Source organism: Mangrovimonas sp. sgz306409 (assembly GCF_059735265.1).
Genome location: NZ_JCAPEU010000001.1, coordinates 416200 through 440724 on the forward strand (window position 1 = coordinate 416200; position 24525 = coordinate 440724).

Consider the following 24525-nt stretch of genomic DNA (forward strand, 5'->3'; position numbering starts at 1 on the left):
TGCAAGCGTTATGTAGCACAGTCCCTAACCTGTTTCTGCATAACGCTTTTGTGTTTTAAACCATTCATAACAATCAGAATAAAAAAGTACTATCTTTAATCTTATGTAAAATCACTAATAAACGTCAGTTCGAGTGAATTTCTACAAGAAATTTGTATCGAGAACTGCACGTTTCAATATTAAAAGTTTTTACCCTAGGCAACACCAAAGTATGGCAACAGCAAGCTCCCCAATATTCTCCAAAAAACACTCCAACTACTACAGCTTGTTTTTAGCCTTCCTCCTGTTGTGTTCCTGTAAACAACCTCAGCAAACCAAAATATCTGAAGCTCCTAACGTTGAAACAGACACCACAGTGTTTTCCATTTTTGATACAGCGAAAGGTCCTAAATCCCTATATAAGGGCAGACCGCTTCCAGACGATTTCCATGTGGATTTGTTTTATAATGACCAACTCTGCCATTGGGTACGGGATTTGTTCGAAGATTCCAAAGGCAATCTTTGGATGGCTACCAACCACTATGGAGTCATCAAATTGCAAAACAACCAAGTGGAATATTTCACTACCGAAGAGGGCTTTCAAGCCAATAGGGTCAACCAAATTACCGAAGACGCACAAGGCAATCTCTGGTTTGCCACAGGCAATGGCATTATCAGTTACAACGGTAACAGCTTTACCAGCTACAAAGAAGAAAATGGATTGCCAAGCAGAGAAGTTTGGAGCATGATCATAGATCGCAACGGACTATTCTGGCTAGGAACTTCCAAAGGGGTGTATCAATTCAATGGAGCAACGTTTAAAGCCTTCCCGATTCCTAAAGCTACGGTAAAGGATACCACATCCATCATTTCGTATGATAGGGTGAGTACCATTTTGGAAGACAGAAAAGGTAATTTATGGTTTGGCACCGATGGTTTTGGTCTCTGCAAATACATCCCAAATGCCACGCATACCGCAACAGAAAGTGCTTTCACCATCTATTCCAAAAGCAATGGTCTTCAGGACAACAATATCAATGGTCTTTTGGAAGACCGCAACGGCAACCTTTGGATTGGCAGCATGTTTGGAGGACTCAGCCGATTTAATGGCCAAAGCTTTGAACATGTCACCCAAAATGGCACCATTCAAGGGGAAGAAATTGGCGCACTTTATGAAGATCCCCAAGGAAACATTTGGATTGCCCCAGAACACCACGGCATCTACCGTTTCGATGGAAAGGACTTCTCCCACTACACCGAAAAAGACGGCTTGGAATCCCAAGGTATCATCAGTATGCTTCAGGACAGTCAAGGCAGATTTTGGCTAGGTGGTTGGAAAGGTCTCTTCCGTTTTAGCGAGGACCAAGCCAAAGAAAACAACACTTCCTTTTACCACGTGGGCAAATACGGCCCATGGAACTAACAAATAGGTAATCTTCTATTTTTAAAGAGTTACCTTATTCATTTCCAAAGAAAAACGCTACCTTAGTAGTTCCCTCTGTAAATCTTAAGCTACCTACGTTTCATCTTAATATAATGAAAACATACAGGTATTATGAGACTACTGCTATTACCGTTTCTTAGTCTTTTCCTCATACTGGGCTGCAAAGACACTCCAAAAGAAGACACCACAACCGACAATACTCCTGCCGAAAAAGAAGCTATAACACCAAGTGTGCCAACCAATCCTTTAAAAAATGTGTATTGGGGAGACCAGCACTTGCACACTGCTTGGTCTGCCGATGCTGGTGCCGTAGGGACCCGCCTAGGACCAGAAGGGGCCTTACGTTTTGCCCGAGGGGAAGAAGTCATCAGTGCCACCAAGCAAAAAGCCAAATTGAACCGCCCCTTGGACTGGTTGGCCATTACAGACCACTCCGATGGCGCTGGGGTAATTACTGCTGTTATCGACGGAGATGAAGCCGTTATGGGCGACCCTATTGTAGCCCAATACCATGCCGACATGGAAGCCGGAGGCGAAAAAGCTGCTGCGGTAATGATGGACCTCATCAACCGTCAATCCAACAACAACCTTCCTCCCGTTTTTACAGATCCGGAATTTGCCAAGTCTGTTTGGCTAAAAAATATCGACATTGTTGAGAAGTTTAATGACCCAGGAAAGTTCACCGCATTTATTGCCTACGAATGGACTTCCAATTTTGGGGGCGGTAACAACCTGCACCGTAACGTGATTTACCGCGACGGTGGGGATATCGCTAAACAGATGAGTCCGATGACCACCTTCGATTCGGAGAACCCAGAAGACCTGTGGAAATGGATGGCAAATTTTGAAGCCAAAACTGGCGGTTCCCTATTGGCTATTCCGCATAACGGAAACCTATCAAACGGACTCATGTTTAAAACTACGGCTTTCGACGGGTCTCCATTGACCAAGGAATTGGCCACGCTTCGAAACAAATATGAAGTCCTCTACGAAATCACTCAAGGAAAAGGCACCAGCGAAACCCATCCCATTTTATCGCCAAACGATGAATTTGCCAATTTTGAACTTTGGGACAAAGGGAATCTTGTGATGGTGCCTAAAACCAAAGACATGCTACAAACCGAATACGCTAGAAAGGCCTTAAAAGATGGTTTAAAACTGGAAAGTGAACTGGGGGTGAATCCCTTTAAATACGGTTTTGCTGGAGGTACCGACTCCCATACGGCGCTTACCACTGCCGAAGAAGACAATTATTGGGGAAAATATGCTTCCTCTGAACCCAGTGCCGAACGTTGGTCTGAAAAAGCTTTGGATTTTCCTTCCGGATTTGTTCGTGGGTGGCAGTTGGGTGCTTCGGGATATACAGGTGTTTGGGCTACATCCAACACAAGAGAAGCCCTTTGGGATGCCATGAAACGCAAGGAGACCTATGCCTCTACCGGTCCTAGAATGACCGTGCGCTTTTTTGGAGGCTTCAACTATACCGATGCCGATATTGCCGATGCCAACAGCGTACAAATTGGTTACGACAAAGGCGTGCCTATGGGGGGCGACCTTAAAACAGCCCCAGAGGGCAAGGCACCTACCTTCTTGATCCATGCCGTAAAAGACCCAACCAGCGGAAATCTAGACCGTATTCAAGTAGTGAAAGGCTGGCTGGATGCCAGTGGCAATACCCACGAAAAAGTCTATAATGTAGTTTGGGGAGATGCCGACAAACGCAGCTTGGATGCCAAAGGCAACTTACCTCCTGTAGGCAATACCGTAGACGTGAAAAATGCCTCATGGGAAAATACCATTGGCGCCACCGAATTGAAGACCTTTTGGCAAGATCCCGATTTCGACCCAACGTTAAAGGCCTTCTATTATGTAAGGGTTATTGAAATTCCAACCCCCCGTTGGACCATCTTCGACATGAAGAACTACAACCTTACCATGACAGACGATGTACCGCGAACCATTCAGGAACGGGCCTATACCTCGCCTATTTGGTATAACCCCTAATCTATTGAGACACCTGCATTTTTAAAACAAAGTATAGATTATTATGAAAGCCATTATTTCAAGCCTCATGTTCTCGGTTATCATTGTGGTAGGCTGCAAGGATACTCCTAAAGAAACAAGCATTGCTCTTAATTCTTCCCCTGAGGAAACCACCATGACCACTAAGGTACCTTCCAATGCTTTAAAAAATGTGTATTGGGGAGATACCCACAACCACACCGGCAACTCTTTTGATGTGTTCCTATTCGGAACCCCAAATTCAACCCCAGAAATTGCCTATCGGTTTGCCAAAGGGGAAAAAGTGACAAGCCCTACCACGGGCAAACCCTGGAAATTAAGCAAACCTCTAGATTTCCTTGTGGTGGCCGACCACTCCGAGTTAATAGGCTCTATTCCATTAATGTATGAAAACACAACGGGTATTTCAGACACAAAAACCGGAAAAGCTTTCTTAGCAATCGCTCCCAACAAATCGGAAGAGAACATGCAAAAAATATACGATATCCTAAATTATGCTGCGTTCGACCAACCCAACGATGCCAATCTCGGCGCTAAAGATTTAGTCAACGACATTGGAGGCAACAAAGTAAAAGAAGCTTGGACACGCTATGTAGAAACAGCCGAAAAGCACAACAATCCAGGAAAATTCACCACACTCATAGGTTGGGAATGGTCTTCCAATAACAGTGGCGCCAACCTGCACAGAGTGGTTTTTATGCCTCAAGGCGGCGATGTGGCCAAACAGTTTATTCCATATAGTGCTCTAGATAGTGACAACCCTGAAGATCTTTGGGCCTGGCTGGAGACCACAAGTCAAAAAACAGGTGCCGAATTTGTAGCCATCCCCCATAACCCCAATATTAGTTTGGGACTAATGTTTCCCGAAACTCGCTTGAATGGTAAACCTATTGATAAGGCATATGCAGATGCTCGAATGAAGTGGGAGCGTTCTGTAGAGATTACCCAAATTAAAGGAGATTCTGAAGCTCACCCAGCCTTGTCACCTAATGATGAGTTTGCCGATTTTGAAACCTATGATTTTGCTTTAACACCAGATGGCACACGACCTGCCCCAACCAAAGCAGACTATGTGCGCTCTGGACTGAAAACCGGATTGGAACTTGAAAAGAAAATTGGAGCCAACCCTTATAAAATTGGATTTGTGGGCAGCTCCGATTCCCATACAGGAATGTCTGCCATTGAAGAAACCAACTTTGCTGGTAAAGGCCAACATGATTCCGAACCCAAAAAACGTGCTCACCCTACAGGCATTGGGTCTTCCAAAGGCTGGGATATGGGCGCTGCTGGATGGGTAGGCGTTTGGGCCGAAAGCAATACGCGCCAGAGCATTGTGGATGCCTTTCAACGTAAAGAAGTCTATGCTACCACAGGGCCACGCATCACCTTACGTGTGTTTGGCGGCTATAATTTTGCTGAAAACGACCTGAATGCAGATATGGTAAAAACAGGCTATGACAAAGGGGTTCCTATGGGTGGCGATTTAAATAAAACTGCCAATGGTGCGGCTCCTGGATTTTTGATATCCGCATTAAAAGACCCTGACGGCGCCAATTTGGATAGGATTCAAGTGGTTAAAGGCTGGTTAAAAGCCGATGGCACAGCTGAAGAAAAAATATATGATGTCGCCTTATCCGACGGCAGAACAGACGGTAAGCAAAAAGTAGGCAACACTGTAGACCTAAAAACAGGAAAATACACCAATTCCATTGGAGATACCGAACTAAAAGTATTTTGGAAAGATCTAGATTTCAACCCTAGCCAAAGTGCCTTTTATTATGTGAGAGTTCTGGAAATCCCAACTCCTAGATATTCTTTATACGATGCTATTGAACTGGGTATTGATGTAAAAGAAACAAATCATCCCGCGACCATTCAAGAACGCATTTATAGTTCCCCAATCTGGTATAACCCAAACTAAATTGAAAACGTTTTATTTCAAAATTAAAACCAGTTATTATGAAGTCATTATTATTAAGCACTGTGCTATCCATAATGTTTTTGGTAGCGTGTAAAAATGACCCAAAAAGCAGTAGCGACAAAAGTGTTATTGAGAAAATTGATTCTACTTTAGTTGAAACAACCATTAAGGTAAACCCTAATAAAGAGGTGTATTTTGGGAACCTTCACGTGCATACCAGTTGGTCTTTTGATGGCTATATCAACGGCTCTGTAACAGGCCCCGATGATGCCTATCGCTGGGCCAAAGGCGAAAGTATTCCTGGCGGTGGCGATGGGACACCTCTTCAAATAAAAGTCCCATTAGATTGGTATATCGTGTCAGACCACTCAGAGTTTATGGGGGCATTGCCTTTAATGGCAGACCCAAGCAGTCCGGCAAGCAAACACCCACTTGCCGCAGATGTCACAGGAGACGATCCTAAAAAATCATTTGATGCCTATACCAAAATTTTGGATGACATCTCAAATGGAAGGAACGATAGTATTTTAGGCAACCCAGAACTACAGAAGAACATATGGGCAGAAATCATTGACATTGCAGATAAACATTACGAGCCCGGTAAATTTACCACCATGGCAGGCTATGAGTGGACCTCCAATCCCAAATGGAGAAACTTACATCGCATTGTTATTTTTAAGGACACCAAGCATGTGGCAGACGTACCCTTTTCAGCCATCGATTCGGATGTCCCAGAAAAATTATGGGCATGGATGGATAGCCAACGCGCTCAAGGCAATGAGCTATTGGCCGTTCCACATAACGGAAATGCCAGTGACGGTTTAATGTTTCCTGTTGAAGAATCTTATGGCGGCAGTAAAATTGGCAAGGCCTATTCTGAAACCCGTATGCGTAATGAGCCTGTTTACGAAATCACCCAAATTAAAGGCACCTCAGAAACGCACCCTGCCTTATCGCCTAACGACGAATTTGCCAATTTTGAACTTTGGGATTATACTTTGGCTTCTACTGCAACCCCTCCAAAAAATAAAAAAGGCGGTTATATGCGTGAAGCCCTGATTCGTGGTATGCAATATGAAAAAGCAGATAAGGGAAACCCGTTTAAATATGGTTTCATAGGAGATTCAGACACTCATAATTCAGCATCGACTATAGAAGAAGACAACTATACGGGGAAATTCGGCTTTGAAAACGACCCAAAACACCGTTTAGACGGACCTCCGGGAGTTAGTGATGCCGCTGCGAAACAGGTTAGACAGTTCAGTAGTGGTGGCGTCGCTGCGGTATGGGCCGTATCCAATACACGGGAGGCTGTTTTTGAAGCTATAAAAAGAAAGGAAACCTATGCTACCTCTGGGCCCCGCATGAAAGTACGTGTGTTTGGCGGTTATGGCTTCGATAAAAATATACTAAGCAGTGCTGAATGGGTACAAACGGCCTATAGCGCAGGTGTCCCAATGGGAGGCGATTTGAAAGCATCAACAGGTGAAGCCCCTTCATTTATCATTCATGCTTTAAAGGAAGCCAATGGTGCAAATCTTGACCGTATCCAGGTGATAAAGGGATGGATTGATGACAAAGGTGCGGCTCAAGAAAAAATTTACAATGTTGCGCTTTCCGATAACAGAACGGTAGATGCCATGGGCAAAGCAGCTCCGGTAGGCAATACTGTAAATGCCGCCGAAGCTAGTTATACCAACGATATTGGAGCCACCGAATTGAAAACCGTATGGACCGATCCCGATTTTAATGCTGAACTGTATGCGTTCTACTATGTAAGAGTCATTCAAATTCCCACGCCCAGATGGAGCACCTACGATGCAAAAAAATTAGGAAGAGAACCTCGTAAGGATTTGCCTGCAAGCATTCAAGAACGTGCCTGGAGTAGTCCAATATGGTATAAACCAAACTAATTCTAAATGAAACAACTACTTAAAGAACCCCTGATCCACTTTTTCCTGCTAGGCGCCCTACTATTTGTGTTGTATAGTCAAGTAAACAAAAGCGATACCGAACAGGATATCATTGTTGACAATGCAGATGTTGAACATATGGCCGAACTTTGGCGCATGCAATGGCAACGACCTCCAACCTCAGAAGAGTTACAGGGCCTTATCGACAAATATGTGAACCAAGAAGTCTTGTACCGGGAAGCCCTCAGGATGAACCTAGACCATAACGACGAGATTGTAAAACGCAGGCTCGCCCAAAAGATGGAATTCCTTGGGCAGGACCTTTCCGGTTTGGTGGCACCAGCTTCCGAAGAGAACCTAAAAGCCTATTTTGAAGAGCATAAAAAAGACTTTGCCACACCTTACAGGTATAACCTGTACCAAATACTGTTTACGGCAGACAATCATATGAATCCTTTTGAAAAGGCCAAAGCGGTGTTAAAGGAATATAGTGATTTAGACACACAGGACATGCGCGAAAAGGGCGATCCCTTCCTTTTGGATTATGCCCTTCAAGACACCGATGCCTTTTACCTGAACCGCGAATTTGGGGAACAGTTTACCCAACAGTTAGAAACCTTGCCCACCGGGCAATGGACAGGACCCGTCGTGTCTGGCTATGGGGTGCATTTGGTTTTCATTGAATCACGAACACCGCCAAGCATTCCAAACTTTGCAGACGTGAAGGACAAGGTACAGCGCGACTACGAATACCAAATGGAGCAGGAAAGCCAAGCAGCCATCCTAAAAGCGCTTAAGGACAATTACAAGGTGCGCATTACAGCAGACAACCTTGAAAAAGCAACTATTGACGAACTGGCCCAAAACCAACAACCATGAAACGCTCCCTACGCTATATTCTATTGACGCTTGCGCTATTGTTGACCCTCCCCATTGGTGCCCACGAGATCAGGCCCGCCTATTTACAGATTGTACAGCAAAGCGACAACCAGTACCAAATTTTGTGGAAAGTTCCTGCCATGGGAGACCTATCACTAAAGATATACCCACGTTTCGAGGATGGTTTTCAGCTTAGTGAAGCTGGAATCCCAAGACCCGTAAGCGGTGCCATGATACACAACTACATCCTAAGTGGTAACCGTCCATTGGAAGGCAGTCCTATTGAAATTGTCAACCTCAACAAAACCATGGTAGACGTTTTGGTTAACATTACCTACCTCAACGGCGAAAAGGTCTCCCTGATGCTGCACCCAGATGCACCCATGGCCCTTTTACCCGGGAGCAGTAGCAAATGGCAGATCGTACAAACCTACACGGTGTTGGGTGTGGAACACATTTGGTTTGGTATCGACCACCTATTGTTTGTCTTGGCCCTCATCATCATTACCAAAGGCTTTAAAAAATTAGTGACCACCATTACCGCCTTTACCCTGGCACACAGTATTACTTTAAGTATGGCCGTACTGGGCTTTGCCAACCTTCCCGGCCCACCAGTGGAAGCCATCATTGCCTTGAGTATTGTGTTTTTAGCTTTTGAAATGACCAAAATCCATCAAGGAAAGCCCACCTTAACTGCCCAAAAGCCATGGTTGGTCGCTTTCAGTTTTGGATTGCTCCACGGTTTTGGATTTGCAGGTGCCCTAACGGAAGTAGGTCTGCCACAACCTGAAATTCCTTTGGCATTGGCCTTTTTTAATGTAGGTGTAGAATTGGGACAGTTGGCATTTGTAGTTGCAGTATTGGGTATTTTAAGGTTATTGTCACTAAAAAAAGACTGGCCTCTGGTTGTGAAAAACATTCCGGCTTATGCCATTGGAAGCATTGCTGCCTTTTGGACTATTGAACGTGTGGTAGGATTTTTTGGTTAACACATAAAAATTTTCCTTTACTACACAGAAGCCTTATCATTGAAAACCTGTTTGATGTAGACTAGAACGAAACCCAGTTTGCCACCGAAAGTCGCTTGTTTAATGAGGCTGTACCCGTAGAGGAAATTCACTTTACCCCAGGCACACCGTTTTTTGCCAAAAGTACCGTAAGTTATAGGTTTTAAATAAGCCCCCTTTAGATTTATAAATGCCCTGAATGGGGCATTTTTTGTTTGGGATAGTATGAGGTTTTGGTAAGCAATGGTCTGTCATTATAACGGATTATAAGATATAAAAGAACTTTTCTCTATGTTCATTTTATTTATTCACGCTATTTTAAGGTGTTCATGAATGCTTCGCATTTGAATGAGCAAAGAAATCGAAGATTCGGCGTAGCCAAAATGAACAACCGAAAACAGCTAAACAAACACCAACCCATCCACCCCTTAAAAGTCTCTATTCACCCACCTTTACTCACTCCTTCTTCGTGTTTCCTTCGAGAATTGTTCGTAAAAGCCCCATTTTACTGGGAAAACACGAAGAATTGTCGAACAAAACCCATAGATAGGCAGAAGAAAGTAAGACAAAATCAAAAAAAAATCTCACAATATTTTGCGTAACTCACAGAAATACAATAATTTAAAAGCCCAATATTAACCATTTAACTAAACTTTGCATCATGGCACAACTTCCCAAAGGGATTATGGGAGGCGTTTCAGGAAAATTAGGTCCTCTATTAGGCAATTCCTGTAAAGGCATCAATGTGTTGCGCAACATACCGGCGAACACCAACCACCAACCCACCCCAACTCAACAATTACAACTCCAAAAATTTAAAACAGTTTCTGCGTTTTTAAGTCCGTTAAAGCAATTGCTCACAGAAACTTTTGACGCTACGGAACTACAAAAAACAGGTTATAACACCGCCATGTCGTACCATTTGCGCGAGGCATTACTACAACAAGGAAACAACTTTAGTATAAATTACTCCAAGGCCCTTGTTTCCATGGGTTCCTTGAGAGGCCTGGAAGATGCGACCATACAACTTTCCTTTTCCAGTCAACTGCAACTGCAGTGGACAGACAACAGCCATAAGGCCATGGCATATCCCACCGACAAACTAATTATCGTTCTATATAATCCACAAACCCTCAATTATCTTTGGCAACTCACGGAAACCCCTAGAAACGCGCAACAATTCAGCATGTCGCTCCCCGATGTTAGCGAAGGGATGCAATGGCACGTATGGGCCGCCTTTATGGACACCAATACCCAAACGGCGTCACTGAGTGACTATTTTGGGGTGGTGGAAGTGTAACTTCTATAACTTTTATGCAATGCAGAACGAATTGTGAGCATCCCAAAATAGGATGCTCATAATTTCTTGATCGCCGCGCGATACAATCGAGCGGGAGCGGCTTTGTGTGCTGACGCGCGAAATCGCAAATTCAGCGCAGCTAATGCATCGCGTGGTCAATAGCCATAGGTTGAAACTATTTCAACAGAGGTCCAACACCGCTTACATGGATGAAGCAAAGCAGGGGTTTGTTAAGATTTATTATATTTAAGCTACCTGTTACATATTTCGAATTGCCATGAAACCATCCTTCTCCATAATCATTATTGGTATTGCAATGATACTTTGTGCTTTAGGATGTACTACCAAACATCCTGATGCTACGGTATTGAGCAACCTGAATGTTATTGATATAAAAAGCGGCAACATAGCCTATGGGCAAGATTTATGGATTGTGGACGAGCACATTGAAAAGCTTACTTCGCACAGAGATAAACTTCCCAAACAGGCTACAGCAATAGACTGTTCGGGTAAGTATGTTATTCCGGCTCTTTGGGATATGCATGCGCATACAGCCTCCTTCAATTGGGTGCCAAAACTTCTTATTGCCAATGGCGTATTGGGGATACGGGAATTGGACGGGAACGGCAAATTATATCATTTAAACCAGAGGAAGAAGGGTGTTTACAACGGCCTTGAATTTTACTGTGCGGGCAATACCATTGAGGGCGATGGCCCCCATGGCATGGCTTTGGAGCTTGACCACAGCTATACCCCCGAAGAAGGCAGGCAGGAGGTACGACGGCAAAAAGACCTTGGCTTTGATTTTGTTAAGACTAGATTGGGACTCTCTAGGGAAACCTTTTTTGCCATAGCTGATGAATGCCAGAAACAAAACATCCCCATGGTGGCGCACCTAAGTCTGTCGGTAACCCACGAAGAGGCCATAAAAGCGGGCGTTGCAAGCATAGAACACACGGTTGCCTTACAGGAAGCCTTAACAAACAAACAGGCCTTGGCCCTAAGAATTGACCACCGAGACACTACTTTTTTTGATAGCGAGGGCCTTTTTAATGTTCCTAAGTATTATGCACAATTCCTGGATTCTCTAGATTCCAATTTATATCCTAAAATCTCTAAGATTACCAGTGCTGGCAACACTTGGTTTTGCCCTACATTGGTAATGTGGCGGGGTTGGGCCGGGAACGACACGCTCTCCTACCATCCGGAAAAAAACAAATATATCCTAAAGGATGAACTGGACACTTGGTATGACATAAACGACACTTCCAATTCCGAAGAAATCGTTGCGCCAGATGATGCATATAAAGAAGTGGCCTCTAGGTTATTTGATGAAATTCTAAAAGTCATCAAGCCTATGAATGATGCAGGCACCCATTTTCTTGCCGGCACTGATTATATAACGCCTTTTATATACCCAGGCTATGACCTCCATGATGAACTTCAGTTATTTGTAGCAGCTGGGCTTACACCTTTGGAAGCACTACAAACGGCTACCATAAATCCCGCCATATTTTTAAATAGAATGCATGACCTTGGTACTGTTGAGAAAGGAAAAATAGCCAACCTAGTGCTATTGGACAAAAACCCTTTGGAAAACATTGAGAACACTGAAACCATTTTTATGGTGATTCAACATGGCAATATCTATGATAAGGAACGCATCGCGGCTATGCTGGATTCCATTAACAACTGAGTCAATATTAAGATGACACTTCTTTTAGAGACATTACAACTACTATTCTTTCTGTAGAACAATTAAGCAGGCCTAAAAATTCACTATCTTTAATAGACCATATTTAGGCTGATTGACCAAAGCAACATCATCGGCCTTTACTTGTTTTAAATCCCTCTTTAAAAATGACACTTGAAGATTTAGGATACAATAACAGTTTGGAAACCTATCGCATACAACATAGCCTTGACAGCTTTGAAGTAGGACGGGTAATTGCCGAACACAAGGAGCGCTATATTGTAAAAACGGTAGAACAGGACTATGAAGGAGAAATATTGGGCAACTTAAGGTATACGGCCCAAAGCAGAGCAGATTTTCCTGCGGTTGGAGACTGGGTCGCCATTTCCGACTACGATACCGATAAGGTCCTTATCCATGCCGTGTTTCCAAGAACTTCCATTTTGCAACGGCAAGCAGTGGGCAAAAAAGGAGATGCACAAATCATTGCTACCAACATAGACACAGCATTTATAGTACAAGCTGCCGACAGAGATTTCAGTATCAACCGAATTGAAAGGTACTTGACTATTTGCAATGACTCAAAAGTAGATCCGGTAATCATTTTGAATAAAATTGATTTGGTATCAAAGGAAGTTCTTTCGGAACTATTGGAAAGCATTGCCAAAAGACTGCCTAAAATTCCTGTTTTTGCCATAAGCAACACCTCCCAACAAGGGATTGATATCGTAAAAGCCCTTATAGAAAAAGGAAAAACCTACTGTTTGCTCGGCTCTTCCGGGGTAGGAAAGTCGACACTTTTAAATACACTGTCAGGACAAGAATTGATGAAAACCAATGCCATCAGCGAGCATACCAGCCGTGGGCGCCACGTTACCACACACCGGGAACTGCAGGTACTTGACAACGGGGGCATCATTATAGACAACCCCGGCATGCGGGAAGTAGGCATTACCGATGTTACCGAAGGTTTGGAGCTCACTTTTGAAACCATTTTGGAACTAGCTAAACAGTGCAAGTTTAAAGATTGTACCCACACCTCCGAACAAGGTTGCGCTGTTATTGCCGCTGTGGATAGCGGCGAAATCGATGCGATGTCCTACGACAACTACCTAAAAATGGAACGGGAAAAAGAACATTTTGAAGCCACTATTGCAGAAAAACGCAAAAAGGACAAAGCATTCGGAAAAATGGTCAAGGAATTTAAGAACGCAAAAAAGCGAGGTAAGCACTAAAAGCTTCATTAGACAATTACACCACAGCATTCCACATTCACACAACAAACTGACTTCCCGAGCACATAGAGACACAACTATTGGTTTAGTGTAGAAAAAAATTTATATTTAGGAGGCATTGGAAGCTTTCGACCTAAATATCATCAACCTATTGGCAGTACTTGTAGCTGCTTGGCTTGGAGGGGCCGCTGCCAGACGCATTGGCTACCCCTCTATTTTAGGCGAACTTGTGATTGGTATCCTATTAGGTCCCGGGCTGTTGGGGTGGTTGGAGTATACAGAAACCATTAGGGTGCTTTCTGAAATAGGCATCATGCTGCTGATGGTGTATATTGGTATTGAGATTGATTTTAAAGACCTAAAAAAAGCATCCTGGCCTGGACTTTTGGCATCTATAGGTGGCTTTGTTGTGCCATTTGCTTTAGGCTATTATGCCACTATTTGGTTTGGCGGCAATGCCATGGCCGGCATGTTTGTTGGGATGGCCGTAGGCGTGACCTCCCTAGCCACCAAAAGCAGAATACTGGTAGATCTAAAACTCTTGAACACACGGATTGCCTACGTGCTTATGGCCGGCGCATTGATTTCGGATACTTTGGCACTTTTGATTTTTGCCGGCATCCTTAGCGTGGCTGCCATGGGAACCTTTGACGCCTCTGAACTTTTAATTGTGGCCCTTAAAGCCATTGCCTTCTTTTCAGTGACCATTCTTATTGGCATCTACCTATTGCCCAGATTGGGGAGGTATCTTTCTAGGTTTAAATCGGCCAGTAGCACCTTCTTTTTCACCAGCATTATTATTGTGGCCCTAGCCTATGCAGAATTGGCGGAGTTGGCAGGCATGCACAGTATTTTAGGAGCTTTTATGGCAGGGCTCTTTATCAAGGACAATTTATTTCCCAAGAATATTTCAAAAGAAGTACATAAAGCCTTTTATGATGTTTCCATTGGCTTTTTGGCGCCTGTATTTTTTGTATCGGCCGGTTTTATGGTAAATCTAGACGTATTTCATACGGACCTCCCCATGCTATTGACCATTATTGCCATGGCCATAATTGGAAAGATCTTAGGGGTTGCTCTATTTTATCTGCCAACTAGGCTGGGCTGGAGAGAGGGTGTTACCATTGGGGCAGGAATGAATGGCCGTGGAGCAGTAGAGATTATCATTGCCGGTATTGGGTTGGAAATGGGCATTATTGACCAAAAGATATTTTCCATACTGGTATTTATGGCTATATTAACTACTATGACTGTTCCTTTTTTATTGAAATGGACCACCGATTGGCTGAAGAAACGGGGGGAACTGGTAGTGATCAACAAACGTGAAGGCCTATTAATATTGGGAGCTAACCCCTTAAGCCTTTTGATTGCCCAATACTTAAAAGACCAAACCAAAATTACCTTTATAGACGCCAACCAAGATATTGTCAAACAAACCAATGAACAGGGTTTTGTTTGCTATCACGGGAATGCCCTACAGGAAGAGGTATTGGCAGAAACCGGTGCCGCTACCATAGAGACCTTTATAGCCGCAACAGCTAATACGGAAGTCAATATCCTTGCAACCCAATTAGCGAGTGGCAGTTTTCAGATACCCAACACACATGTCTTACTTTCCAAAAGCAACTACCTAGCAGGAATAGATATTTTGGAACTGTCCAATACCTCCAGTCTCTTTGCCTCTGGGGTAGATGTGAATTATTGGTTCCAAAAGATTTCTTCGGAAGAATATTCTAAAGGCATTGACCAAATTTCAGTTCCAATGGATAGCAGGGCATGGATAAAAAAACAGATGGCATCTAATTTAAATGTCTTACCACTTTTGATTGAAGGTCCCTCTGGGCATAAAAAACTATTTCATTTTGGACATCAACTACAACCTTTGGAAAAGGTACATTTTATAACATGAAATAACAACTCGCATTTCAATGCTGCAGTAATCCCTCTATTGAACTGGCAAAATACAAGCCTTGCTCAATTGTTTCATACTCATTTCCAATCCCTGTTCCAAAGTTTGTTGCATGACCTTGGACGTATTATCATGGCACTGTAAACAGGCCCCGACAAACAAGAGGCGCTGTTGTTCAGCTACATTAAAAGGCCTAAAATTGGTTCTTGTTGAGGCTGGCTCTTGGGCTGTCCCCTCCTTCATAAAAGGTATCCATGCATCTTCCGGCAAACCATCATGAGGATTTAAGGCATATTCTGGAGTAAAGACCCATTCCCCTATTTCTTTATTTGTTTGATATACCAAAGTTCCGTTGCCATAGCCCAAAGTATAGGGATTGGCATGGCAGGATTTACAATCGCGCACCGCTTTTGTAGTAGTATGTGGTGCATTGGGCGCAAAGAGTCTATGAAAGGACACATCGGTATCGGGGTGACCACTGTAACTACCTTTATCTATAGTCATGACCATCCCCGGTATGGCGGGTTCAACCAAAATACCGTCGTTATGTTCCCTAACTCCTAAAGCCGGTTGCGAGGCCGAAAACTCAGCAACATATTCCTTCCATTGGCCTTTCACCAATTTCTTATCCAACAAATCGAAGGCTTGGGCTTCATTGCCATCAAACTTATTGTGACAACCAATGCAACGTGGCGTCCAAGAGGAATGACAGGCACTACAACTCACATTTTTATGGGCATTGTCACGAGAACAAACAGCCGATTGCGGATCCAAAGGATGCAATTTCTGATCCTTTTTTCCTATTAAAAAAGCATTCCCCAAAGAGTCCACATAGGTATTTATTAAGGGACGCCCATCTTTTTCCTTAACTAAAATTTCTTTATCACGGTGCTCATAGCCCCTGTGTAAATAGACCAATCGGCTTTCCCTATCAATCGAATCGAAAGGAACCGTACGAAGCTTGGATTTGAAATGGCAATCATTGCATTTCAGGGTAACGGCATCTTCGCCGTGGGAATAGATCTTACCATCGCCCATCACCTCGTGAGAGGAATGACAATCAATACACAATAGACCCTTAGTATGGTGCACATCTTCCTGCAACTGTTTATAGACCCTTTTGTCTTCCAACACCATATGCCCCTTGGCATGGGCCACCTCAGCTTCATCCAATAAAGTTTCCTGAAGCCCTATATAATTGGTGGAAATCCTGCTGGAACGACTATGACAGCCAAAACAATGGGTATCATCCATAAACACATCACTGGAAGGATGCACTTGTGGCAGCTGGGTTTTGTTGGATGCCATGTAACTAGTAAGGTCGGCTTTGGCTTGTTGTGAATAATTTAAATGACAAGCATTACACCCTCCCCCCCGACTTAATTGGGCAATAGGGCCATAATCGGTTTTTTGGGCACCCAAATGGCAATTGGCACACAAATCCCGCAAGTGTTTATCGGCAGCCGAATACTGCAAGTCTTTAATATGGTAATGGGCATTCAAACTATCTGATTCACCAAATACAAATTTATCAACCGCCACCAACCCACTATTGGTAGTCATAAGGGAGTGCTCTACATTGTGTAATTCGTTGGCATGACATTTTCCACAGGTCTTTTGGGCATCTGCTAAATTACCGGGCACCAAAACCATGCCTTCATGCGCTTCCTCTTTATTAAAGGAACCCGTGTTTCCCAAATGGCAATTGGCGCAACCTATGAGTTCTGGATTGTGGTATTCTGAAAACCCCTTGGTTTGCTGATGGCACTGCAAACAGGATTCACCTCCAGAAACGACCTTACCTTCATATTGCTCCCCTGAAAATTCCTGAGACCTAAAAACATCCGTATGCCTCACAACATAAAGCAAGCCAAATAACAAAATGGCCAGTACCAAAATCCATCTGAAATAGGTCTTTTCTTTCATAGTGAGCGCTTGTTCAAATTTACAATAAATCTTCCCCCGAAACACTATCAAAAAAGGGCTTCCACTGTAACAATTGTTACAAGAAACCAGGTGTAGAAATGATACTTTTAATCTCTCTAAAAAGATTGAAAAATTCCTTAACTTTAAGAACCAATCCAAATAGCTATGGTGACATCCAGAAGAAAATTCATCAAAATTTCAGCTTTAGGGTTAGGGGGCTTAGCACTTTCCTCTTCAGCAGTCAATTTATTAGCACCCAATCCATTATTGGATGCTGCCGTAAAAGAAAATATTGCCAAAAAACTTTCTAGAACTGCTACCTATTGTGAGGTATGCTTTTGGAAATGTGCCGCATGGGCCTATACAGACGAAACTGGCGACATCAAAAAAGTGATTGGAAATGATGATGACCCGCACTGTAACGGAAGACTCTGCCCAAGAGGTACGGGAGGTATTGGTATGTACAGCGATGAAGATCGTTTAAAAACGCCATTAATAAGAACCACTATAAACGGTGAAGAAACCTACAGGGAAGCCAGTTGGGAGGAGGCCTTGGACCTGATTGCCGAGAAATTCACGGAAATAAAACAGAAATACGGACCTGAGTCGTTTGCCCTTTTAAAACACGGGTCTCCAGGAAGTCATTTGGAACACCTCTTTAAAGCCTATGGTTCCGATACCATTGCTGAACCGGCCTACGCGCAGTGTAGAGGTCCAAGGGAAACAGGCTTCGGACTTACCTTTGGCTCTTGGGTGGGCTCTCCAGAACCTACCGATATTAGAGACACCAAATGCCTGGTCCTTATTGGCTCCCATATTGGGGAAAACATGCACAATACCCAGGTTCAGGAAATGTCTGACGCCATCGATAATGGTGCTACCATTATTACCGTAGATCCTAGATTTTCTACAGCGGCCAGTAAATCGTCGCATTGGTTACCTATCAAACCCGCGACTGACATTGCCTTACTACTTTCTTGGATGCATGTGTTGATTGAGGAAGAGCTTTACAATAAAAAATACGTTGAAAAATATGCCATTGGTTTCGAGGAACTAAAAGCCCACGTAAAACCGTATACTCCGGAATGGGCCTACGGCATCACCACCATAAAACCGGATAGCATTAGGGAAACAGCTCGCCTTATGGCTGCGGCAGCCCCAGCTACTATCGTTCACCCAGGACGCCATGTGACTTGGTATGGAGACGACTCGCAACGCGAACGTGCCATTGCCATATTAAATGGCCTTTTGGGCTCTTGGGGCAATAGAGGTGGTTTCTATTTTAAAGAGAAAATTAGTATTCCAAAATATCCGCATCCAGCCTATCCAGAGCCTAAATGGGGCTGGCATGAAATAGGTCAGCAATATCCATTTGCTGAAATGGGCAATACTTCGGAAGTAGTCAAGGCTACAATTCCCAATGAAGATAATCCATATCCTATTAAAGCATGGATGATTGCCGGAACCAACTTAATAAACACCCTGCCACAGCGGGAACAAACCCTTGAAGCGATTAATGCGGTTGAATTTTTGGTCGTGGTAGATACCATGCCAATGGAAATCACAGGCTATGCCGATGTGGTGCTTCCGGAATGTACCTATTTAGAACGTTATGACGGTATTCGCTCTGCCACCAACAGGCATCCATCTATTGCCGTTCGTATTCCAGCTGTAAAGCCTAAATACAATTCCAAACCGGCTTGGTGGATCAGTAAACAAATTGGCGACCGTATTGGTTTGGGAGACTATTTCAATTACAACGATTTTGAAGAGGTCATTGAATGGCAACTCAACAAATTGGGGACTTCTTTGGATGAAATGAAAAAGATTGGTGTTAAGAATTTTGAAAGAACTTCTGGACCATTGTTCCTGGAAGAAGGACAGGATTATGTATTTGGTACTCCAAGTGGAAAAATAGAGTTCTATTCTCAGGAATTGGCAGATTTAGGATTCGATCCTATGCCTGTCTACACGCACCACCCGCAACCACCTCAAGGCTTTTATAGGTTGAATTACGGAAGATCCCCAATGCACACGTTCAGTAGAACGATTAACAACCCTTATTTAAGCGATTTAAAAAGTGAAAACACCCTTTGGGTCAACCCTAGGGTAGCCCGAATCCTAGATCTTAAAAAAGACCAGCCCGTTTGGCTTAAAAACCAAGATGGCATACTATCTGCTTTCCCTATAAAAGTGAGAGTTACAGAGCGTATTCGTTGGGATTCTGTGTATATGTACCATGGCTTTGGCCATAACAATAAAAAATTGACCCGCGCCTTTGGAAAAGGTGCCAGTGACGCCGAACTTATTTCCCAAATCGTCGTAGATCCACTAATGGGTGGCACCGGCTTAAGAGGAAACTTTGTTTCCATTTTAACCGAAGACCCACATAAAAATACAATGGTATGAGATATGCAATGGTGATAGACACCTTAAAATGTGTTGGCTGCAGTGACTGTGTGGTCGCTTGCCAAACAGAAAACAATGTGCCCCATGGCTATTGCAGGGATTGGATTACTGAAGCTGTTAGCGGTTCCTACCCTAATTTAGAATTGGAATTGCGCTCGGAACGTTGTAACCATTGCGCCAATCCGCCATGCGTAAGATGCTGTCCAACTGGGGCTAGTCATGTTGTAGAAGGCGGTATTGTTTTGGTGACTGCAGACCAATGTATCGGCTGCGGGGCTTGTATAGAATCCTGTCCTTACGATGCCAGATACCAACACCCCGATGGCTATGTAGACAAATGTACGTTTTGCCACCACCGATTGGAAAAAGGGCAACAGCCCGCATGTGTCTCTGTATGCCCAACAAAATGCATGTATTTTGGCGATTTGGACGACCCAAATAGCGAAATATCCCAATTGTTGAAAAACAGAAAACATAAAACCCTATCCCCAGAGGCAGGGACCGATCCTCACGTGTTTTATCTCATTTAACGCTAAAGTACCATGGAAGAAGAACTATTTACAAGCGGCCGAAACATTCCAAACATTGATCCTTCATTACAAATTTGGCATTGGCCCATCTCCCTGTATCTATTTTTGGGAGGACTTGCTGCAGGCATCCTATTCTTTGCAGCTTTATTCTACCTTATGGGAAAAGAAAAACAGTATCCCGCTCTGAAAGCAGCCGCTGTTATACCGCCAATCGCCCTATCCATTGGTCTCTTGGCATTGGTTTACGATTTAACCCATCCACTATACACATGGCGATTATACACCACTTTTAGGATAGAATCCCCTATGTCCTGGGGCGCTTGGGTATTACTCATTACCACACCGCTGTCCTTTTTATGGTTATTCAGCTTTTACCGAAGTGCTTTCCCTAAGTGGGAATCAAAACTCAAACTCTTTAAAAAATTTAAGTTTTTAGAGAAATTCGAAAAATTCCTTATCGCCAATAGGACCTATATGGCTTATGCCCTTATCCCCCTATCGATAATTTTGGGGGTGTATACAGGTATTTTATTATCGGCCTTTAATGCACGTCCTCTGTGGAACAATGCTATTCTGGGGCCACTGTTCTTAACCTCTGGTTTATCTACGGGAGCCGCAGCCATTATTTTACTGTCCAGAAATAGAGAAGAACGCCATCTGTTCAGCAAAATAGATTTAGCCTTAATTGTCATAGAAATTGCCCTGATTACCCATATGATTATGGGTTATTATGCTGGCTCGCAAGTACAATTGGAAGCCATGGACCTTTTGGTTGGCGGTGAATTTACCCTAATGTTTTTTGGCTTCGTGATCCTTTTGGGCTTACTCGTTCCTGCTATTTTGGAAGTCATTGAATTATTAGGTTATAAAGTCCCCGTAGCAGTTCCGGCTATTTTAGTCATCATCGGTGGGCTTATCTTTAGGTTTATTATGGTAGAAGCAGGACAACTTACCCGATACCTCTATTAAATTATTTGTTATGAATACAAAACATAAAGCAAACCCACACCTATACTGGAACCCATATTTTGGAGGTTTCCTTTTGGGCATCATCATTATTTTCACCTTTTACCTTACCGGTAGAGGTTTGGGAGCCAGTGGCGCCATGAAAAGCAGTGTGGTAACAGTCGTTGAAAATGTCGCTCCCAAACACGCCGAAAGCAACAGTTATTACAGTCAGTTTATCAAGGAAGGGGACTCCCCAATGAACACTTGGCTGGTATTTGAGGCTTTAGGTATTTTGACAGGCGCGTTTATTTCAGGGAGCATCAGTGGGCGCATTAAGTGGCGCGTTCAACATTCCCCTAAAATAACGACTAAACGCCGTTTGATTTTTGCGCTTATAGGAGGTATTTTATTCGGACTCGGCGCTCAAATTGCAAGAGGATGTACCAGTGGTGCCGCTTTAAGCGGTATGGCCGTATTGTCAACAGGAGGGTTTCTTACCATGCTGGCCATTTTTGGATCGGCCTATGCCTTCGCTTATTTTTTTAGAAAGAACTGGATTTAAAATTTAAAAGATAGAATTATGGGACCTTTAATTCCTGGCGGTTATATTCCAATGGAATGGGATAGTATCATAGCAATATTCATTGGCATTGCCTTTGGCTTTGTGTTGGAAGCTTCAGGCTTTTCATCCTCGCGAAAATTGGCCGGTGTGTTTTACGGCTATGATTTCGCCGTATTGAAAGTATTCTTTACCGCAGCAGCCGTATCAGTGATTGGCATTTACTATATGGATTACTTGGGATACCTTGATATTTCAAAACTCTATGTGCACCCAACTTATTTATGGGGGGCCATCATAGGCGGCGTCATTATGGGAGTTGGTTTTGTAACCGGCGGGTTCTGCCCAGGCACCAGTTTGTGTGCCGTAGCCATAGGTAAATTGGATGCTTGGGTTTATGTAATTGGCATCATGATTGGCGTTTTTATCTTTTCGGAACTCTTCAATCTTTTTGAACCCATCTATGACGGCTACAACTTTGGCAATATTACATTGATAGATTCCTTTGGTTGGAATCCCTATTGGGTCATTTTTGTGTTTGCCATTATTGCCGTAGTGGCGTTTGGCATTGCCGATATGGTTAGAAAAAGAGTAAAAAGTGTGTTTTACTAATTAAACTTGATCCTCATGGACAAAAAGAAAACCGTAAAATTCCTCTCGTATCGCTATCAAATACTGGCTGCAACCTTGATTATTCTTGCGGCTGGATTGGTATTACTACCCAAATATGAAAAACAGGAAGGCATTCGCTCCAAACAGTTATTAAGCCACGCCATCAGTCCGGAGCGTTATATTTCCACCGATGACATTTCACATAAACTCATTAGCCAAGATCCTTCTTTTATTTTGGTAGACGTGAGGGATGAAGAAAGCTATAATAATTATAGCTTACCAAATGCCATTAATATCCCGCTGTCAAAATTGTTGGACGAAGACTCTCTTACCTACCTCAACCAAGACCAGTTTTACGTGGTGTTCTATTCCAACGATACCTTTCATGCCGACCAAGCTTGGATGTTGTGCGACCGCCTAGGGTTTAAAAATCTACATGTTTTACAAGGAGGACTCAACACTTGGTATAATACCATTATCAACCCAACTAAACCAAGTGAGGCCATGCCTGAAGCGGACTTTAAACTGTATGCCACCAGAAAAGCGGCCAGTATGTATTTTGGCGTAGCATACCCAGATCAAAATTTAGGTACCGAGTTGCCCTCTGCTCCTTCAACGCCTAAAAAAGTAATAACCGTAGAAAAGAAAAAGAAGCGCAAAGCAGAAGGCGGCTGTTAAGTCTGAAATTGACCTTATACCTAATACCATGAAAGAATTAGAGAAAACCAAACGAATATCCATTGCTGCCACGCTATTTATTCTAGCCGTATTGATAGGTTTTTTAACCTATAAACGCCCCAAAAACACTTATGCTTTCAACACTAAAAGCACTTTGGAAAAAATCACCTCAACAGATTATTTCCTCCCCTATTCCCTTATTGAAAATGAAGATGTGGCATTTATAGACATTAGAAACCCATATGAGTACAACAAAGGTCATTTACAAAATGCCATAAACATGCCTTCCGTGGATATTATGAGTGAAGCCTCCCAAAAACTGCTGCAGGATTTAAAAAAATCAAATACACCTACGGCGCTTTACGGAAGCACTCCCGAAGAAGCCAACATTCCTTTTCTTATCCTCTACCAGTTGGGATTCGATAATCTTAAAATCCTACCTGTAGAACTCAGTTACTCGCAAAACAAACTCATCACAAAAGAGTCAAAAACAGAAACCCTACCTTACGATATCAATGAATTTATCATGGATTCCCAAAAGCATTTGGATAGCTCCAATACCATAGTCCCTCCAACAGCTGACGTCCCCAAAAAAGTGATTACAGTTGAAAAGAAAAAGAAGCGCAAAGCAGAGGGCGGCTGTTAAAAAATATATACATACTATACTTCTTTTGCTTTAAAGTTCACCTCCCTTATTTCTAGAGAAAAACAAAAATAAGGTTCTAAAAACGGCCAAATATTTGATATTTTTAACCTATAGTTTACAGCCACTTAGCTAATATGAACCGTATGAAAAAAACTGTTTACGATCTAGTATCAAAAGCCGTTAAAACTTTTTCAAAAAGTGATATTGTTGCAAAGAAAATCAACAATCACAACAAAGTTCTCTATTATGAAAGATCGCAGCATCTTACATTTCTATTTCAGAAACAGATTCAATATGAAGAACAGATCCAGAACAAAATTAAAGCCTATATAAAGCCTGGAGATATTGTTTTTGATATAGGGGCTAACATTGGTCAATACGCTTTGCCTTTTAGCGAAGCCGTTGGCAACTCAGGAACCGTCTATTCCTTTGAACCCGACTTTAAAAACTATGCGTTTTTGCAATTCAACACCAACATCAATAAATGCACCAACGTTAGGTGTTTCAATTATGGGCTTGGTAAAGAGAACACCCAACAGGAGTTTTTTAGGGACACCGAAACGGGAGGAAGAAAAGGCTCGTTTAAAAGAAAATTTGTGGAGGATAGTTATAAAGGATTTACAGAAGAGGTTTCCATAAAAAGTCTGGATGGCGTAATTGCTGAGTTCGGCCAACCCAATCTAATTAAAATAGATACCGAAGGTTGTGAAGACGATATCATTTCAGGTCTAACCATCGATTTGAACGATTGTGTTTTTGCTGTGGAAGTTAGGGAAGACACCAAACACTTTATCTTTGACTACTTCACCCAAAAAGGATATGATGGTATTTGGATAGACCATAAAGATCGCCCTATTAACAATGCCGAAGATATTCCTGGCTATGCCAATCTTATTTTTAAAAAATGACCTATCA

General features: G+C 42.9%; 19 protein-coding genes. 18 read left to right on the forward strand and 1 reads right to left on the reverse strand.

Annotated features, from left to right (window positions below; all coding sequences use genetic code 11):
• Positions 1-211: 211 nt before the first annotated feature.
• The 10 genes from AC6I5C_RS01845 to AC6I5C_RS01890 all read left to right on the forward strand — a co-directional run bounded on the left by AC6I5C_RS01845 (position 212) and on the right by AC6I5C_RS01890 (position 15302).
• Positions 212-1402, forward strand: coding sequence for a ligand-binding sensor domain-containing protein (locus tag AC6I5C_RS01845; RefSeq protein WP_497903670.1), 1191 nt, complete (start codon positions 212-214; stop codon positions 1400-1402).
• Positions 1403-1534: 132 nt separating this feature from the next.
• Positions 1535-3427 carry a DUF3604 domain-containing protein gene (locus tag AC6I5C_RS01850; protein ID WP_497903671.1) on the forward strand — a complete coding sequence of 631 codons (1893 nt, stop codon included), beginning with the start codon at positions 1535-1537 and terminating at the stop codon, positions 3425-3427.
• A 43-nt stretch (positions 3428-3470) separates the two neighbouring features.
• Positions 3471-5366, forward strand: a complete 1896-nt coding sequence (locus AC6I5C_RS01855; RefSeq protein WP_497903672.1) for a DUF3604 domain-containing protein — start codon at positions 3471-3473, stop codon at positions 5364-5366.
• A 38-nt stretch (positions 5367-5404) separates the two neighbouring features.
• On the forward strand, positions 5405-7279 hold the full coding sequence (locus AC6I5C_RS01860; protein WP_497903673.1) for a DUF3604 domain-containing protein: 1875 nt from the start codon (positions 5405-5407) through the stop codon (positions 7277-7279).
• A gap of 6 nt (positions 7280-7285) precedes the next feature.
• Complete coding sequence (locus AC6I5C_RS01865) at positions 7286-8158, forward strand: peptidyl-prolyl cis-trans isomerase (RefSeq protein WP_497903674.1); 873 nt, start codon at positions 7286-7288, stop codon at positions 8156-8158.
• Positions 8155-9147: a HupE/UreJ family protein gene (locus AC6I5C_RS01870; RefSeq protein ID WP_497903675.1), complete on the forward strand. Its 993-nt coding sequence runs from the start codon at positions 8155-8157 to the stop codon at positions 9145-9147. The genes AC6I5C_RS01865 and AC6I5C_RS01870 overlap by 4 nt, the downstream gene beginning before the upstream one ends.
• 679 nt (positions 9148-9826) lie before the next feature.
• Positions 9827-10465, forward strand: a complete 639-nt coding sequence (locus tag AC6I5C_RS01875) for a DUF6266 family protein (RefSeq protein ID WP_497903676.1) — start codon at positions 9827-9829, stop codon at positions 10463-10465.
• A 277-nt stretch (positions 10466-10742) separates the two neighbouring features.
• Positions 10743-12161, forward strand: coding sequence for an amidohydrolase family protein (locus AC6I5C_RS01880; RefSeq protein ID WP_497903677.1), 1419 nt, complete (start codon positions 10743-10745; stop codon positions 12159-12161).
• 164 nt (positions 12162-12325) lie between these two features.
• Entirely contained in the window at positions 12326-13393 is a 1068-nt protein-coding gene (rsgA, locus tag AC6I5C_RS01885) for a ribosome small subunit-dependent GTPase A (protein ID WP_497903678.1), read from the forward strand.
• A 151-nt stretch (positions 13394-13544) separates the two neighbouring features.
• A complete protein-coding gene (locus AC6I5C_RS01890) occupies positions 13545-15302 on the forward strand; it encodes a cation:proton antiporter (protein ID WP_497903679.1) in 1758 nt (585 codons plus the stop codon).
• 36 nt (positions 15303-15338) lie between these two features.
• On the opposite strand, the gene AC6I5C_RS01895 is transcribed toward AC6I5C_RS01890, so the two are convergent.
• The gene (locus AC6I5C_RS01895; RefSeq protein ID WP_497903680.1) at positions 15339-17228 is read right to left on the reverse strand and encodes a hypothetical protein; all 1890 of its coding nucleotides are present in this window, start codon (positions 17226-17228) and stop codon (positions 15339-15341) included.
• A 165-nt stretch (positions 17229-17393) separates the two neighbouring features.
• On the opposite strand from AC6I5C_RS01895, the gene AC6I5C_RS01900 reads away from it, so the two are divergent.
• The 8 genes from AC6I5C_RS01900 to AC6I5C_RS01935 all read left to right on the forward strand — a co-directional run bounded on the left by AC6I5C_RS01900 (position 17394) and on the right by AC6I5C_RS01935 (position 24518).
• On the forward strand, positions 17394-19637 hold the full coding sequence (locus AC6I5C_RS01900; RefSeq protein WP_076662719.1) for a molybdopterin-containing oxidoreductase family protein: 2244 nt from the start codon (positions 17394-17396) through the stop codon (positions 19635-19637).
• Complete coding sequence (locus tag AC6I5C_RS01905; RefSeq protein WP_053976641.1) at positions 19634-20167, forward strand: 4Fe-4S dicluster domain-containing protein; 534 nt, start codon at positions 19634-19636, stop codon at positions 20165-20167. The genes AC6I5C_RS01900 and AC6I5C_RS01905 overlap by 4 nt, the downstream gene beginning before the upstream one ends.
• 12 nt (positions 20168-20179) lie before the next feature.
• Complete coding sequence (nrfD, locus tag AC6I5C_RS01910; RefSeq protein WP_497903681.1) at positions 20180-21136, forward strand: NrfD/PsrC family molybdoenzyme membrane anchor subunit; 957 nt, start codon at positions 20180-20182, stop codon at positions 21134-21136.
• Positions 21137-21146: 10 nt separating this feature from the next.
• On the forward strand, positions 21147-21677 hold the full coding sequence (locus AC6I5C_RS01915) for a YeeE/YedE thiosulfate transporter family protein (RefSeq protein ID WP_497903682.1): 531 nt from the start codon (positions 21147-21149) through the stop codon (positions 21675-21677).
• Between the two features lie 18 nt (positions 21678-21695).
• Positions 21696-22286, forward strand: coding sequence for a YeeE/YedE thiosulfate transporter family protein (locus AC6I5C_RS01920; protein ID WP_497903683.1), 591 nt, complete (start codon positions 21696-21698; stop codon positions 22284-22286).
• 15 nt (positions 22287-22301) lie between these two features.
• Complete coding sequence (locus tag AC6I5C_RS01925; protein ID WP_497903684.1) at positions 22302-22964, forward strand: rhodanese-like domain-containing protein; 663 nt, start codon at positions 22302-22304, stop codon at positions 22962-22964.
• A 28-nt stretch (positions 22965-22992) separates the two neighbouring features.
• Entirely contained in the window at positions 22993-23610 is a 618-nt protein-coding gene (locus AC6I5C_RS01930; protein WP_497903685.1) for a rhodanese-like domain-containing protein, read from the forward strand.
• Positions 23611-23753: 143 nt separating this feature from the next.
• Positions 23754-24518 (forward strand): FkbM family methyltransferase, encoded by a 765-nt coding sequence (locus AC6I5C_RS01935; RefSeq protein WP_497903686.1) that lies wholly within the window; start codon positions 23754-23756, stop codon positions 24516-24518.
• Positions 24519-24525: the final 7 nt, after the last annotated feature.

Bases quoted from the DNA above. Each gene is read 5' to 3' on its own strand.
- AC6I5C_RS01935 (WP_497903686.1), top strand. From the start codon at position 23,754: ATGAAAAAAACTGTTTACGATCTAGTATCAAAAGCCGTTAAAACTTTT.
- AC6I5C_RS01870 (WP_497903675.1), top strand. From the start codon at position 8,155: ATGAAACGCTCCCTACGCTATATTCTATTGACGCTTGCGCTATTGTTG.
- AC6I5C_RS01855 (WP_497903672.1), top strand. From the start codon at position 3,471: ATGAAAGCCATTATTTCAAGCCTCATGTTCTCGGTTATCATTGTGGTA.
- rsgA (WP_497903678.1), top strand. From the start codon at position 12,326: ATGACACTTGAAGATTTAGGATACAATAACAGTTTGGAAACCTATCGC.
- AC6I5C_RS01880 (WP_497903677.1), top strand. From the start codon at position 10,743: ATGAAACCATCCTTCTCCATAATCATTATTGGTATTGCAATGATACTT.
- nrfD (WP_497903681.1), top strand. From the start codon at position 20,180: ATGGAAGAAGAACTATTTACAAGCGGCCGAAACATTCCAAACATTGAT.
- AC6I5C_RS01875 (WP_497903676.1), top strand. From the start codon at position 9,827: ATGGCACAACTTCCCAAAGGGATTATGGGAGGCGTTTCAGGAAAATTA.
- AC6I5C_RS01930 (WP_497903685.1), top strand. From the start codon at position 22,993: ATGAAAGAATTAGAGAAAACCAAACGAATATCCATTGCTGCCACGCTA.
- AC6I5C_RS01860 (WP_497903673.1), top strand. From the start codon at position 5,405: ATGAAGTCATTATTATTAAGCACTGTGCTATCCATAATGTTTTTGGTA.
- AC6I5C_RS01865 (WP_497903674.1), top strand. From the start codon at position 7,286: ATGAAACAACTACTTAAAGAACCCCTGATCCACTTTTTCCTGCTAGGC.
- AC6I5C_RS01915 (WP_497903682.1), top strand. From the start codon at position 21,147: ATGAATACAAAACATAAAGCAAACCCACACCTATACTGGAACCCATAT.
- AC6I5C_RS01850 (WP_497903671.1), top strand. From the start codon at position 1,535: ATGAGACTACTGCTATTACCGTTTCTTAGTCTTTTCCTCATACTGGGC.
- AC6I5C_RS01845 (WP_497903670.1), top strand. From the start codon at position 212: ATGGCAACAGCAAGCTCCCCAATATTCTCCAAAAAACACTCCAACTAC.
- AC6I5C_RS01905 (WP_053976641.1), top strand. From the start codon at position 19,634: ATGAGATATGCAATGGTGATAGACACCTTAAAATGTGTTGGCTGCAGT.
- AC6I5C_RS01895 (WP_497903680.1), bottom strand. From the start codon at position 17,228: ATGAAAGAAAAGACCTATTTCAGATGGATTTTGGTACTGGCCATTTTG.
- AC6I5C_RS01920 (WP_497903683.1), top strand. From the start codon at position 21,696: ATGGGACCTTTAATTCCTGGCGGTTATATTCCAATGGAATGGGATAGT.
- AC6I5C_RS01900 (WP_076662719.1), top strand. From the start codon at position 17,394: ATGGTGACATCCAGAAGAAAATTCATCAAAATTTCAGCTTTAGGGTTA.
- AC6I5C_RS01925 (WP_497903684.1), top strand. From the start codon at position 22,302: ATGGACAAAAAGAAAACCGTAAAATTCCTCTCGTATCGCTATCAAATA.